The 13,905-nt window shown below is 72.7% G+C and carries 10 protein-coding genes; 6 read left to right on the top strand and 4 right to left on the bottom strand.

The features are described from left to right. Positions 1–3: 3 nt before the first annotated feature. Genes ISG29_RS11400 through gcvT form a run of 3 tightly spaced genes read right to left on the bottom strand, consistent with a single transcriptional unit; the run spans position 4 to position 2,828 of the window. Entirely contained in the window at positions 4–1,464 is a 1,461-nt protein-coding gene (locus ISG29_RS11400; RefSeq protein ID WP_194503525.1) for a hypothetical protein, read from the bottom strand. 9 nt (positions 1,465–1,473) lie between these two features. Next, complete coding sequence (locus ISG29_RS11405; RefSeq protein ID WP_194503526.1) at positions 1,474–1,722, bottom strand: hypothetical protein; 249 nt, start codon at positions 1,720–1,722, stop codon at positions 1,474–1,476. Then, complete coding sequence (gene gcvT, locus ISG29_RS11410; RefSeq protein WP_194503527.1) at positions 1,719–2,828, bottom strand: glycine cleavage system aminomethyltransferase GcvT; 1,110 nt, start codon at positions 2,826–2,828, stop codon at positions 1,719–1,721. The genes ISG29_RS11405 and gcvT overlap by 4 nt, the downstream gene beginning before the upstream one ends. A gap of 65 nt (positions 2,829–2,893) precedes the next feature. Here gcvT and ISG29_RS11415 point away from each other — a divergent pair, with 65 nt between their 5' ends. Further along, positions 2,894–4,438, top strand: coding sequence for a leucyl aminopeptidase (locus ISG29_RS11415; protein WP_194503528.1), 1,545 nt, complete (start codon positions 2,894–2,896; stop codon positions 4,436–4,438). A 215-nt stretch (positions 4,439–4,653) separates the two neighbouring features. Here the strand turns inward: ISG29_RS11415 and ISG29_RS11420 are convergent, their stop codons facing one another. After that, the gene (locus ISG29_RS11420; protein WP_194503529.1) at positions 4,654–5,016 is read right to left on the bottom strand and encodes a hypothetical protein; all 363 of its coding nucleotides are present in this window, start codon (positions 5,014–5,016) and stop codon (positions 4,654–4,656) included. A gap of 89 nt (positions 5,017–5,105) precedes the next feature. On the opposite strand from ISG29_RS11420, the gene lpdA reads away from it, so the two are divergent. From lpdA to lipB, 5 genes are all read left to right on the top strand, one after another. Continuing rightward, positions 5,106–6,530 carry a dihydrolipoyl dehydrogenase gene (lpdA, locus tag ISG29_RS11425; RefSeq protein ID WP_194503530.1) on the top strand — a complete coding sequence of 475 codons (1,425 nt, stop codon included), beginning with the start codon at positions 5,106–5,108 and terminating at the stop codon, positions 6,528–6,530. A 52-nt stretch (positions 6,531–6,582) separates the two neighbouring features. Next, positions 6,583–8,409: a 2-oxoglutarate dehydrogenase, E2 component, dihydrolipoamide succinyltransferase gene (sucB, locus tag ISG29_RS11430; RefSeq protein WP_194503531.1), complete on the top strand. Its 1,827-nt coding sequence runs from the start codon at positions 6,583–6,585 to the stop codon at positions 8,407–8,409. 89 nt (positions 8,410–8,498) lie between these two features. Continuing rightward, complete coding sequence (locus tag ISG29_RS11435) at positions 8,499–12,077, top strand: ATP-binding cassette domain-containing protein (RefSeq protein WP_194503532.1); 3,579 nt, start codon at positions 8,499–8,501, stop codon at positions 12,075–12,077. A gap of 167 nt (positions 12,078–12,244) precedes the next feature. After that, the gene (locus ISG29_RS11440; RefSeq protein WP_194503533.1) at positions 12,245–13,165 is read left to right on the top strand and encodes a TIGR01777 family oxidoreductase; all 921 of its coding nucleotides are present in this window, start codon (positions 12,245–12,247) and stop codon (positions 13,163–13,165) included. 10 nt (positions 13,166–13,175) lie between these two features. Continuing rightward, a complete protein-coding gene (lipB, locus tag ISG29_RS11445) occupies positions 13,176–13,904 on the top strand; it encodes a lipoyl(octanoyl) transferase LipB (protein WP_194503534.1) in 729 nt (242 codons plus the stop codon). Position 13,905 lies beyond the last annotated feature (1 nt).

Raw genomic sequence — 13,905 nt, forward strand, 5'->3', positions numbered from 1 at the left:
CCTCTACCGCGCCAGGAAAGCCGCGCTGTCGGGTCCGAGAACGGAGGTGACCGGGCCGCAGGAGCGCAGCCCGATCTGGCACCGCACCACCGAGACCGCCCCGGGCGTGGCGTCGGTCGGATCGTCGGGGTCGCCCACCAGGAGCGTCACCTCGACCGCGCCCGTGAACCGGGCGTCGAGCACCCCCTCGGCAGGCAGCCGACCGAGCTCGGCCTGGCCGCCCTCACCGGCCCGCAGCACGCTCACCGGACCGTTCGGGCCGCCGTTCGGCACCCGCGTCAGCACGAACTGGGCGCGCGGGGACAACTCGGCGCCGACGCCGGGCGCGGTGAGGGAGGCCGTGTAGTTCTGCTCGATGAGCAACCGGTCGGGAGCGACCTGGTAGACAGCACTGTTCGCGACTTGGTCGAGCAGTGGGCCGCTCTCGAGACCGGAGCCGCTGACCTGGCCGGCTTCGAGATCCCAGACGTGGTTGCCGTCGGCGTCGACATAGGCGAGCAGGGCGCCGGAGAACCGGACGATGCTCACCGCGGGTCCGTCGCCGCCCCGGCCGCCGTCGTTCACCTCCGCACGACTCGTCACCGCGAGCTGCTGTTCGCCCACGATCGCGCCGGAGCTCACGTCGACCACCTCGAGCACCTCGTCCGGTGTGGCGAAGGCGACCCAGCCGAAGGTCGGGCTGGCTCGAAGCCCCACGGCGGCATCGGTGCGACCGAGCAACGTCCGGCGACCGCGCGCGTCGATGTGCACGACCCGGTCGAGGGTGTCGACGTACACCGCCCCTCGCCCCATGCCGACCGCGGCCACGAGGTCGGGCACGTCCGCCACACCGCCGAGCAGGTGCAGCCGTTCGGCGGCGTACCAGACGATGCCGACGTCGTCGGACTGGCGGCGCACCTCGACGTGGGTGAGCGGCGGCTCGGGCGCGACCGCGCCGGGCCGCGAGACCCACCACGAGACTCCGCCGACGACCACGAGCCCGGCGAGCAGTGCGGCCAGTCCGCGCAGGGTGCGACGCCGGGCCGGCGGTGCGACCGCCAGCGAGGGACGGCCCGGCGCCGGTTCCGGCACCGGCATCGCTCCAGCGGCGTCGAGCACCGCGCGGTGGCTCGGGCTGGGGTCGGGCATGGCGGTGGGCGCCAGCGTCTCCCAGACCAGTGCGGCGCGCTCGCTCGGCCCGAGCACGTCGAGCGTGGGGTGGCTCGCCGCCGGCTCCCGCTCCCACCACGGCGTCTCGTCGTGCGAGTGCAGCAGCCTGATCTGCGACCAGAGCGCATCGTCGGGGTCGCGGTCGTCGCGCACGTTCGCCCAATCACGGCGCGCCCGGTCGAGCACGGCGTCGACCAGGAGGGCGGCGTGGCCGACCGGGACGCCCAGCAGGGCGGTGGCCCGAACGAGGGCCGGACGCCGCGACGCGACGTAGGCGGCGAAGTCCGCCGCGAGGTCGTCGTCGCGGCGGCTCATCGTGGATCCTCAGTGCACGGTGAGGGCCATCGGCCCGTAGACCTCGCGGTCGATCTCGAGCAGCACCACGGTCTCGACGCCCTCCTCGACCAGCCGCTGCCATTCTTCGCCGAGCCACGACTCGGCGTCGGCCTGGGAGACGAACCGCTCGGACTCGGCACCGATCTCGGAGCCGTCGACACCCAGCAGCCGCCACACCCACGGCCTCTCGGACGGGGTGGGTTCGCGGAAGGTGGGGGGCTGGTCGGGCAGGCTCATGCGTTGCTCCCGCGCACCGAGGGCTCGACGAACGGGGGTCTGCACAGTGCGAAGACCTCGCGGCGGCCGCGCACGTCGACCGACACCTCGGCGTCCGCTGCCACCATCGAGGCGACCAACGCGAGGCCGACGCCTTGTCGCAGCGTCGGGGAGAACGTGCCCGAGGTGACGACGCCGACCGGCACGTCGGCCGCCAGCCGCACGGACATGCCCGCGCGCGGGATCGCGCGGCCGGTGGCCTTGATGCCTCGCAGCACGCGCGCCGGGCCGGCCTCCTTCTCAGCGGTCAGCAAGGACTTGCCCCAGAACTGCTGCTTGGACCAGCCGACGGCCCAGCCGAGCCGGGCCTGCACCGGGGTGATGTCGAGGGAGATGTCCTGGCCGTGCAGCGGGTAGCCCATCTCGGTGCGCAGCGTGTCGCGGGCCCCGAGTCCGCACGGCTGGAGGGCGTAGGTCTCACCGGCGGCGACCAGGGCATCCCACAGCGCTACGGCGACGGCGTTGGGGGCGAGGAGCTCGTAGCCTCGCTCGCCGGTGTAGCCGGTACGGCACACCGTGATCTGCGCACCCTCGAAGGGGGCGGTCACGAAGCTCATGTAGTCGTGGTCGACCGGCAACCCGGCCGCGCGCAGCACCTCGTCGCTCTCCGGGCCCTGCACGGCGAGCACGACGTGGTCGCGGTGCTCGTCGGTGACGGTGACGCCTTCGGGCGCGGCGGCCGCGAGACGTCGCGCCACCTCGGCGGTGTTGGCGGCGTTCGGCACCAGCAGGAGGTCGTCGTCGGCGTGGAGGTAGACGATGAGGTCGTCGACGACGCCGCCGGTCGCGTCGTCGCAGCACAACGTGTACTGCGCCTGCCCGGCGCCGATGCGGGCGAGGTCGTTGGTCAGCGTGCGGTTGACCAGGTCGGCCGCCCCGGCTCCGCGGATGCGGATCTTGCCCAGGTGCGAGACGTCGAAGAGGCCGACCGTGCCACGCACGGCCCCGTGCTCCTTGACCACGCCGCCGCCGGCGTACTCCAGCGGCATCGACCAGCCGCCGAACTCGGCGAACTTCGCCCCCAGCGCCTCGTGCCGCTCATGCAGGGGGGAGGTCAGCAACGCCATGCGGGCGACCCTACCGTCACGACCGGCACCCGCCCGGTGACCTCCTCGACGCTATCGTCGCGGCCGTGACCTCACTCAGTCTGCGCAACGCCAGCCCCGCGAAGTCCAAGGCCGATGCCGTCGTCGTGGGCGTGACCACCTCCCCGGCCCCCAAGCGTCGCCGCACCAACGCGAGCGGCCCCGACGTCGTGCTGGCTCCCGGTGCGGACGACGTGGCGGCCGCCTACGGTCGCAAGCTCAGCCCGCTGCTGGCCTCCCTCGGGGTCAACGGCAAGGCCGGCGAGGTCCACTCGGTGCCCACGAGCGGAGCGATCAACGCTCCGCTGCTGGTGCTGGTGGGGCTCGGCCCCGAGGTCACTCCCGACGCGGTACGGCGGGCGGCGGGCGTCGCCGCGCGCTCCGTGCCGAACGCGGCGAGCGCCGCCCTGGCCCTCCCCGCCGACTCCCCCGAGCTCGTGCGCGCAGCCGCCGAGGGCTGGCTGCTCGGCGGCTACACCTTCACCGCCTTCAAGGGGTCGGACGTCACGCCGCGCCCGACCGGTCCGAGCGAGGTCGTCGTCCTCACCTCGGCGGCGCGGCGCAAGGAGACCCAGCAGGCGCTGACCGAGGCCGAGGTGCTGGCCGAAGCGGTCGCCGGGGCCCGCTCGTGGGTCAACACACCGCCCGGCGACTTCACTCCCCCGCGTTTTGCCGACGCCGTGCTCGAGGCGACGGCCGATCTCACCTCCGGGCGCGGTGCGCCGCTCGAGATCACCGTGCTCGACGAGAAGAGGCTCGCCGAGCTCGGCTGCGGCGGCATCCTGGGCGTGGGCCAGGGCTCAGACGCCCCGCCGCGGCTGGTCGAGATCAGCTACGCACCGAAGGGCGCTCAGGCGCATCTGGCCCTGGTGGGCAAGGGCATCACCTTCGACTCCGGCGGCCTCTCCATCAAGCCCGCCGCATCGATGAAGGAGATGAAGTCCGACATGGCCGGCGCAGCCGCTGTCGTGCAGGCGACCATCGCCATCGCCAGGCTGGGTCTGCCGATCCGGGTCAGTTGCTTCGCGCCGATGGCCGAGAACATGGTCTCGGGCCGCTCGATGCGGCCGGGCGACGTGCTCACGATGTACGGCGGCAAGACCGTCGAGGTGCAGAACACCGATGCCGAGGGTCGCCTCGTGCTGGCCGACGCGCTCGTGCGCGCGACCGAGATGTCGCCCGACGTGATCCTCGACGTCGCGACCCTCACGGGCGCGATGGTCATGGCGCTGGGCGACCGCGTCAGCGGCGTCATGGGCGGCGACGACGTCGTGCCCGGCGTGCTCGCGGCGTCCGAGGTCGCGGGCGAGGCGATGTGGCACATGCCGCTGCCCGAGGAGATGAAGCAGCGGGTGCTCTCCTCGAAGATCGCCGACGTCATGCAGCACGACTGGGTGCGCTGGGGTGGTGGCCTCTTCGCCGGCGCGTTCCTGCGGGAGTTCACCGCCGGCAAGCCCTGGGCACACCTCGACATCGCCGGCCCCTCGTTCAACTCCGGCAGTCCCTGGGGCCACGTGACCAACGGCGGCACCGGCGTGGCCGTCACCACCCTCGTCGAGTACGCCCGCTCCCTGTCGGCCACCGCTGGTTGAGCCGCGAGGAGCGCCAGCGACGAGCGCGTCCGCCGGTGGTTGAGCCGCGAGGAGCGCCAGCGACGAGCGCGTCCGCCGGTGGTTGAGCCGCGAGGAGCGCCAGCGACGAGCGCGTCGAAACCCGGCGACTGTGAAAGCGACGCTGCTTTCCACCTCACCGGGTTTCGACACGGGACTCGGCTAGCGCCTCGCCCGGCCCAACTATCGGAGGGTGGTCAGTCGCCTATTCCTTGTTGCTTCTTGCGCTTGTTGTACTCGCGCATCCGCTGCGGCACCCCCACGACGGCGGCATCGTAGGACGGCACCTGGTGGCGGTTGCAGAACTCGTGGGCCCACCTCACCGAAGGCACCCGGCGCCGGGTCCACTCGCCGTCGTGGGCGACCAGCAGCAGGGTCACGTCGCTGACTGCGGTGCGCGGCTCGACGAACCCCTCGACACCACGACGGGCACCGACCCAGGTGCGCAAGTGGTCGACGTCGGCACCGTCTGCGGCACGCACCGTGGTGGAGCCGGTGCGGTAGCCGTCCTTCGCCGGCCGACGCACACGCGGCCTGCGGAACCGGTCGAGAAGTCCCATGGGTCCAGTCTGCCGCACCGACGTGCAAGGATGGACGGGTCCGGCCGTCGGGACGCCGGATGAGAGGTTCGAGGGAGAGAAGGCGCTAGGTGGCCGACGACGTCCGCGGAGGTGGGCCCACAGGGGTCGACGCTGACTTCGACGTACTGATTCTCGGTGCGGGATCCGGAGGCTACGCCTGCGCGCTGCGCGCGGCGCAGCTCGGCCTCTCGGTCGCCCTCGTCGAGCGCGACCAGCTCGGCGGCACCTGCCTGCACGTGGGGTGCATCCCCACCAAGGCGCTGCTGCACGCGGCCGAGATCGCCGACTCGGCGCAGGAGGCCGACCAGTTCGGCGTGCGCGCGAGCTTCGACGGCGTCGACATGCCCGGCGTGCACCGCTACAAGGACGCCGTCGTCGGCCGGCTCTTCAAGGGTCTCACCGGTCTGGTCTCCTCCCGTGGCGTCACGGTCGTCGAGGGCTCCGGTCGGCTGAGCGGCTCGCGCGAGGTCACCGTGGCCACGCCCGACGGCGAGAGCCGGGTACTGCGCGGGCGTCACGTCGTCCTCGCCACGGGGTCGACGCCGCGCACCCTGCCCGGTCTCGAGATCGACGGCGAGCGCATCGTCTCCTCCGAGCACGCCCTGCGCCTGGACCACGTGCCCGCGAAGGCGATCGTGCTCGGAGGCGGTGTGATCGGGTGTGAGTTCGCCAGCGTGTGGCGCTCCTTCGGCGCCGAGGTCACCATCGTCGAGGCGCTCCCCCGACTCGTCGCCGGCGAGGACTCCGACTCCTCCAAGCAGCTCGAGCGCGCCTTCCGCAAGCGCGGCATCAAGGCGCTCACGAACACCCGCTTCTCCTCCGCCAAGGCGAGCGACGACGGCGTGCACGTCACGCTCGAGGGCGGCGACACCCTCGAGGCCGACGTGCTGCTGGTCGCCGTCGGCCGCGGGCCCGTCACCGAGGGGCTCGGCTTCACCGAACAGGGCATCACCGTCGATCGCGGCTTCGTGCCCACCGACCAGATGTGCCGCACGAACGTCGACGGCGTCTACGCGGTCGGCGACATCGTGCCCGGCCTCCAGCTCGCGCACCGCGGTTTCGCCCAGGGCATCCTCGTGGCCGAGCACATCGCCGGGCTCGAGCCCCAGCCCATCGACGAGGCCGGCATCCCGCGCGTCACCTACTGCCGTCCCGAGGTCGCCTCCGTGGGCCTCGACGAGGCACGCGCCCGGGAGGTGCACGGTGACGCCGTCGAGACCCTCACCTACGACCTCGGCGGCAACGGCAAGAGCCAGATCCTCAAGACCCAGGGGTCGGTGAAGCTGGTGCGCGTCGTCGACGGCCCGGTCCTCGGAGTCCACCTGGTGGGTGACCGCGTCGGCGAGCTGATCGGCGAGGCTCAGCTCATCTACGGGTGGGAGGCCCACGCCGACGACGTCGCCCCGCTCGTGCACGCCCACCCCACCCAGAACGAGGCTCTGGGCGAGGCACACCTCGCCCTGGCCGGCAAGCCCCTGCACGCCCACTCCTGACCACCGCACGACCCCGCACACGACCCCGCACACGACCGAGCGAAGGAACCGCATGGCCACCGAAGTCAACCTCCCGGCACTGGGTGAGTCCGTCACCGAGGGCACCGTCACCCGCTGGCTGAAGTCCGTCGGCGACGAGGTCGCCGTCGACGAGCCGCTGCTGGAGGTCTCCACCGACAAGGTCGACACCGAGATCCCCTCCCCCGTCGCCGGCACCCTGCTCGAGATCAAGGCCGAGGAGGACGACACCGTCGAGGTCGGTGCCGTGCTCGCCCTCATCGGTGACTCCGACGAGGCCGGCTCCGGTGGCGAGACGGACGACGACTCCGGCGAGTCCGCCGACGAGTCCGCCACCCCGGAGGCCGAGCCTGCCGACGAGGAAGAGGCCGAGAAGAAGGCCGAGCAGGAGGAGCAGGCGGTCGAGGAGACCGGCGACCTGCCCCCGGGCGACGAGACCCCCGAGGCCGAGAAGTCGGGTGAGTCCGGCGGCTCGGGCGGCTCCGGCGGCGGGTCGGGAACGCCGGTGACGCTGCCCGCGCTGGGCGAGTCGGTCACCGAGGGCACCGTCACCCGCTGGCTGAAGTCGGTCGGCGACGAGGTCGCCGTCGACGAGCCGCTGCTGGAGGTCTCCACCGACAAGGTCGACACCGAGATCCCCTCCCCCGTCGCCGGCACCCTGCTGGAGATCAAGGTCTCCGAGGACGAGACCGTCGAGGTGGGCGCCGAGCTGGCCGTCGTCGGTGACGGCTCGGCCGCACCGGCCGAGGAGAAGCCGAAGCCGGAGCCCGAGGAGAAGTCCGAGCCGGAGCCCGAGAAGGAGTCCGAGCCGACCCAGGACGAGGGCGAGCAGCCCGAGCCCACCAAGGCGCGCGACCCCGAGCCCGCGCCGAGCGCCCAGACCGACCCGCCGCGTCAGGAGTCCTCCTCCAAGACCGACGGTGGCGGCTACGTGACTCCGCTGGTGCGCAAGCTCGCCGATCAGCACGGCGTCGACCTGAGCACGGTCGAGGGCACCGGCGTGGGCGGGCGCATCCGCAAGCAGGACGTGCTGGCTGCGGCCGAGGCCGCCAAGGCACCCGCCGCCGCGCCGGCAGCGCCCGCTGCGGCGTCCTCCGCCCCCGCGGCGAAGCCGACTCCCGGTACCGCGGTGCCGGTCAACCCGTCGCCGCTGCGAGGCACCACGGAGAAGATGTCGCGCCTGCGCACGATCATCGCCAAGCGCATGAAGGAGTCGCTCGACACCTCCGCGCAGCTGACCCAGGTCGTCGAGGTCGACGTCACCAACGTGGCGCGACTGCGCAACGCGACGAAGGACGACTTCGCCGCACGCGAGGGCGTGAAGCTGAGCTACCTGCCGTTCTTCGCCAAGGCGGCGATCGACTCGCTCAAGCAGCACCCCAAGCTCAACGCGACGATCGACGACGAGGCGGGCGAGGTCACCTTCCACGACGTCGAGAACCTCGCGTTGGCCGTCGACACCGACAAGGGCCTGCTCACCCCGGTCGTCAAGGACGCCGGCGACCTCTCGATCTCAGGCCTGGCCAAGAAGATCGCCGACGTCGCCGAGCGCACCCGAACCAACAAGATCGGGCCCGACGACCTCTCCGGCGGTACGTTCACCATCACGAACCTCGGCAGCGTCGGCGCGCTGTGGGACACCCCGATCATCAACCAGCCGCAGGTCGCGATCCTCGGCCCGGGCGCGGTGGTGAAGCGTCCCGTCGTGATCGACGACGCCAACCTGGGCGAGACGATCGCGGTGCGGCACATGGTCTACCTCGCGCTCACCTACGACCACCGCCTGGTCGACGGAGCCGATGCCGGTCGGTTCCTCCAGGAGGTCAAGCAGCGTCTGGAGTCGGGCTCCTTCGAGGTCTAGAACCCAGCACGCAGGACTGTGGCCGGGGGGCCTCTCGGGACAGAAAATGGGAGGCGGTTGTCGGTGGTGACCCGTAGTTTCGGATCATCGTGACGACGACCGCCTCCCATCCCGTTTCCACGACCGACACCGCACCCGCGCAGCTCCCGCCGGGGCGTCGTCCGGTCGACTGGCGTCGTATCCGCACACCGCTGGCCGGCGCCTGTCTGGCAGGCGCCTTCGTGGCCGCCGTGGCCGCCTCGCTGGGCTCCGTGGTGGCCGGCCGACTCGTCGACCACGCCACGTCCGGCTTGGTGTGGCTGCTGGCCGCCCTGCTGGTCGGCTCGGCCGTCGTCGACACCCTGGCCCGCACGATGTGGGCGACCGTCGTCGACCGGGCCGAGGGCGTGCTGCGCGCCGACCTCCTCGACGCGGCCCTCGCCCAGCCGCTCTCCGAGCTCTCCGAACAGGCCGTCGGCGAGGTGCTCGACCGCATCGACGACGACACCTGGGAGGTCGGCAACACCCTGCGTCAGATGGTGTGGATGGCGGTGCGCACCCTCATGGCGGCGCTGCCGCTGTGGCTGGTGGCCGGCTTCACCTGGTGGCCGGCGTTCGCGTTGTTTCCGGCCTCCGCCGCTGCCACCGTGCTGCTGATCCGCCGGCTGCTGCCCGAGATCTCCCGGCGCAAGGTCGTCGAGGAGGCCGCGTGGACCGACCACGCCGCCGCCTTGGAGGAGGGCATCGCCGCGCGCGACGACCTGCGCACCAGCCATGGGCAGGCCTTCGCGGTGCGCCGAGTGGCGCACCTGGCGTCGGTGATCCACGCCCGGCTGGCCGAGGTGCTCGAGGTCGAGGTGCAGGTCGGACGCCGCACCGGATCCCTCCTGCACGGCCTGCTCGCGGCGATCGGGCTGGTCGGCATCGCCCTCGTCTCGGGCGGGCACCTCTCCGTCGGCTCGCTGACCACGCTGTTCCTGGTCACGACGGCCTTCGTGGGTCAGGTGCACATGTTCGCCAACCACCTGCCCGACCTCCAGGCCGGGTTCGGCGCGGTGCTGCGACTGCGCTCCATGATCGGCGTCGAGCCGGAGCCGGTCGGCGGCGCCGCCGTAGCGGGCGGTGCGCTCGACCTGCGCATGCAGGGCCTGCGGTTCTCCTACGGCACCGGTTCGCGCGAGGGCGGCTTCGCCCTGCACGATGTCGACCTGCACGTACCCGCCGGCACCACCTGCGCCCTCGTGGGCCGCACCGGGTCCGGCAAGTCCACCCTGGCCTCGCTGGTGTCGCGGGCGGTCGAGCCTCCTCGGGGCTCGGTGTTCCTCGGCGACACCGACGTGCGCGATCTCGACCTCAGCGCGCTGCGCGCAGCGGTCGGCGTCGTCACCCAGCGCACCGAGATCCTCGCCGGCACGCTGGCCGAGAACATCACGCTCTTCGCACCGATACCGCGTGAGCGGGTCGAGGCAGCCGTGGCCGAACTCGGCCTCACCCAGTGGGTCTCCGGGCTCTCACACGGCCTCGACACGCGGCTGGGGCCGGGCGGCACCACCCTCTCCGCCGGTGAGGAGCAGCTCGTCGCGTTCGCGCGCCTGCTGGTGCGCGACGTCTCGGTCGTGATCCTCGACGAGGCCACCGCCCGGATGGATCCGGTCACCGAGGCCCGTGTGGTGCGGGCCTCCGACCGACTCCTCACCGGGCGCACCGGCATCGTGGTGGCACACCGCCTCTCCACCACGGCCCGCGCGGCGCAGGTGGCGGTGCTCGACGCCGGCCGCGTCGTCCAGAACGGCCCTCGGGCCGAGCTCGCTCACGTGCCCGGGCCGTTCCGCACGCTGCTCGAGGCGGCCGACGAGTCCACCGATGGCCGCGCAGCGAGCGAGCGTCGTCGAGACCCGGTCACCCAGCAGACCAGCCAGACCGCCGACACCCTCGAGGTCGACACCGAGCAGGTGGGAACCGCCCGCCAGGGCGGCGAGGCTCCGCCCGTCCCCGACGTGCGACCCCTGCCCGGGCTCGCCCGCGCGGTGCTGAGCGCGCTGCGCATCGAGCCGCAATGGGGGCTCTTCGGGGCCGCGCTGTTCCTCGTGCAGGCCGTCACGGGAGCCTTCGGGGCGGTCACCGGCTGGGTGTTCGGCCACGTCACGGTCGAACTCCAGGCGGGTCACACACCGGTGCTGTGGTCGGCGGCTCTGCTGGTCTCGCTCATGGTGTCGCCGGTGGTGCTGGCCGAGGCGTTCCGGGTCTACCCGCGCTGGTGGATCGCGGTCATGCTGCGGGTGCGCTCGGCGGTGCTCCAGGGCCAGACCGCCCAGCACCGGCTCGAGCGGACACCCCCCGGCGAGGTGGTGGCCCGTGCCATGGACGCCGAGCGCCTGGCGCGCTACGCCGACCGCTGGGTCGACGTCGTCAACGGCTTCCTCATCGCCGTGCTCACTTCTCTGCTGGCCGGCACGCCGGCCGCCGGTGCGGTGCTATTGGTGGTGCTCGCCGTCTCGGCGCTCGCCTCGTCGTTCGGACGCCGCATCGCCGGTCGCTCCGCCGCTGCGGCGTCGGCCGCGCGGGCCCGGTTCGGCCGCTCGCTGGTGTCGGCCGTCGAGTCGGCGCGCACGGTCAAGCTGGCTGCGGCCACCGAGTACGTGCACACCCACATCAGTGCGGTCGACTCCGGCCGGGTCGAGGCCGCCCTGAAGGAGCACCGGGTCAAGGCGCTGCTCGAAGGCGTGCCCGTGGTGATGGTGCAGCTCGGCGTCGTGGCCGCCTGGTACGGACTGCTGCACGGCTGGTGGAGTCTGGCCACCGCCCTGCTGGTCGCGACGGCGGTCAGCGGGTACGACTGGTTCGGACGCGTCACCGGCATGGTCGTCACCGAGGCCCCGGGCACCACCTCGTGGATGCACGCGACCTCCCGGCTGGCCGGTGGCGGCGACCTGATGCACCTCGTCGACGGCATCGACCTGGTGACCGGCGAGGCACCGCTGCCCGCCCCCACCACCGACGAGGCGCTCGGCGAGCTCACCGTGCGCGACCTCACCGCCGTCCACGACGACGGCACCATCGGCGCGCACGCGATCGACCTCGTCGTCCGGCGCGGCGAGCTGGTCCTGCTGCTGGGCCAGGTCGGGTCGGGCAAGTCCAGCCTGCTCGGCGCTCTGGCCGGACTCGTCACGAGCCGCGGCGAGGTCCAGTGGAACGGCCGGCCGGTGACCGACCCGCAGGCCGAGCTGCGCCCCGGCCGAGTCGCTCACGTGGCGCAGGTGCCTCGCGTGCTGTCCGGCACCTTCCGCGGCAACGTGGCCCTCGATCACCCCGACCGCACCATCGAGCCGGCCCTCGCCGCGGCACGCTTGGAACGCGATGTCGCCGAGGCGGGCGGCCCGGACTCTCTCGTGGGGCACCGCGGCGTCCGACTCTCCGGCGGCCAGGTGCAGCGGCTCGCTCTCGCACGGGCACTCGCCTGCGAGGCGTCGCTGCTGCTGGCCGACGACGTCTCCTCCGCGCTCGACGCCGCCACCGAGATCGAGCTGTGGGAGACGCTGCGCGAGCAGGGCGCCACCGTGCTCGGCGCCACCTCGAAGGCAGCGGCCCTCTCACGCGCCGACCGGGTCGTCGTCCTCGAGGCCGGCACCGTCGTCGACGAGGGCCCCTGGCGAGACCTCCGCTCCCGCTGGTCCCACCTCGCCGGCTGACGCCGACCCGTCGCCAGTTTTCAGCTGACCCGTCGCCAGTTTTCAACCGACCTGCCACGAGTTTTCACGCCTCGTGAAAACTCGTGGCAGGTCGATGAGAAGTTGGCGACGGGTCACCGCACCGCCAGGGTGATCGGTGCGACCGGTGGCGCTGGCAGGCTGGAGCCATGAGCGAGAACCTGCACGTGGTGGTGGCCGGATCCTCGGGCTTCTTGGGCACCCACCTGCTGCGCACCCTGCAGCGGCGCGGCCACACGACGACCAGCCTGGTGCGGCGTCCGACGTCGGAGCCGGGCGAGTCCACGTGGGATCCGTACGCCGGTGTCTACGACCGCGGGGTGATCGCCTCCGCCGACGTGGTCATCAACCTCGCCGGCTCTCCCCTCATCGGCAACGTGCACTCGAAACAGTGGGCCCACGACCTGCGCGAGAGCCGCGTGACGACGACTCGCGTGTTGGCCGAGGCCATTGCCGGGGCCGGCGACACGTCGCCGGCGTTCCTGGCCGGCAACGGCATCAGCTTCTACGGCGACCACGGCGGCGAGCCGCTCCCCGAGACCGCCGACAGCCGCGGCGACGCGCTGCTCACCTCGGTCACGCGCGACTGGCAGGACGCCGCCCAACCGGCGGTCGAGGCCGGCGCGCGGGTGTGCATCCTGCGTACCGCGCCCGTGATGGACGCCCGCCACGCACCGCTCCAGTGGCTGAAGCCGCTCTTCAAGGGCGGGCTGGGCGGCAAGCTCGGCAGCGGCGAGCAGCACATGCCGATGATCTCCCTGCGCGATTGGGTGGGCGCCGTCGCGCACCTCGCCGAGAGCGACACCGCGCACGGGCCGATGAACCTCTGCTGCGCCACCACGCCGACCAACGCCGAGTTCACGACCTCGCTGGGCCGGGCGCTGCGTCGTCCGACGTTCGCGACGGTGCCGGCGGTGCTGCTCGACAAGGCCGCGGGTGCGATGGCGCCCGAACTCCTCGGCTCGGTCAACGCCGTGCCCCAGGCGCTCATCGACTCGGGGTTCGAGCACGCCGACCGCGATGTCGTCGCGGTGGTCGCCGCGGGTCTGGCGGAACGGGATCCGGCGTAGGCTCGCGAGTATGAGCACCGCCGTCGAGATCCTCGGCCTGGGCGCCGACGCCGTCGACTACCTCGCCGCATGGGAGACCCAGCGCGAGGTGCACGCCCAGGTGGTGGCGGGCCGCAGGCCCGACACCGTGCTCCTGCTCGAGCACCCGCCCACCTACACCGCGGGCAAGCGCACCGACGCGCACGAGCGCCCGGCAGACTCCGGCGGAGCACCGGTCATCGACGTCGACCGCGGCGGCAAGATCACCTTCCACGGCCCCGGCCAGCTGGTGGCGTACCCGATCGTGCGCCTTCCCGACCACGTGCTCGTCGTCGACTACGTGCGGCGCATGGAGGAGGCGATGATCGCCACCTGCGCCGCGTTCGGCGTCGAGACCGCTCGGGTGCCGGGCCGCAGCGGCGTCTGGCTGAAGGCCGGCGCCGGGCGCCCCGAGCGCAAGATCGGTGCCATCGGCATCCGGGTCAGCCGCGGCGTCACGATGCACGGCATCTCCTTGAACTGCGACGTCGATCTCGGCTGGTACGACCGGTTCGTGCCGTGCGGCATCAGCGACGCCGGCGTCACGACCCTCACCGAGGAGGTCGGCCGCGACGTGCCCATCGCCGAGGTGCTGCCGGTGCTGGAGCGCGCGTTGCTCGCGATCCTCGCCTGGGAGCCCTACGACGCGACGCCGGACTACGAGCCGCGACCCGAGCCGGGTCGTGCCCCCCGGGTCGAGATCCTCTCCCCCACCTCCTGAC

The organism is Nocardioides acrostichi, from assembly GCF_015319165.1.
GTDB lineage: Bacteria > Actinomycetota > Actinomycetes > Propionibacteriales > Nocardioidaceae > Nocardioides > Nocardioides acrostichi.

What these genes read in the sequence shown, in the direction of transcription:
- sucB (WP_194503531.1), top strand. Translation starts at nt 6,583, where the DNA reads ATGGCCACCGAAGTCAACCTCCCGGCACTGGGTGAGTCCGTCACCGAG.
- ISG29_RS11440 (WP_194503533.1), top strand. Translation starts at nt 12,245, where the DNA reads ATGAGCGAGAACCTGCACGTGGTGGTGGCCGGATCCTCGGGCTTCTTG.
- ISG29_RS11400 (WP_194503525.1), bottom strand. Translation starts at nt 1,464, where the DNA reads ATGAGCCGCCGCGACGACGACCTCGCGGCGGACTTCGCCGCCTACGTC.
- lipB (WP_194503534.1), top strand. Translation starts at nt 13,176, where the DNA reads ATGAGCACCGCCGTCGAGATCCTCGGCCTGGGCGCCGACGCCGTCGAC.
- ISG29_RS11405 (WP_194503526.1), bottom strand. Translation starts at nt 1,722, where the DNA reads ATGAGCCTGCCCGACCAGCCCCCCACCTTCCGCGAACCCACCCCGTCC.
- ISG29_RS11420 (WP_194503529.1), bottom strand. Translation starts at nt 5,016, where the DNA reads ATGGGACTTCTCGACCGGTTCCGCAGGCCGCGTGTGCGTCGGCCGGCG.
- gcvT (WP_194503527.1), bottom strand. Translation starts at nt 2,828, where the DNA reads ATGGCGTTGCTGACCTCCCCCCTGCATGAGCGGCACGAGGCGCTGGGG.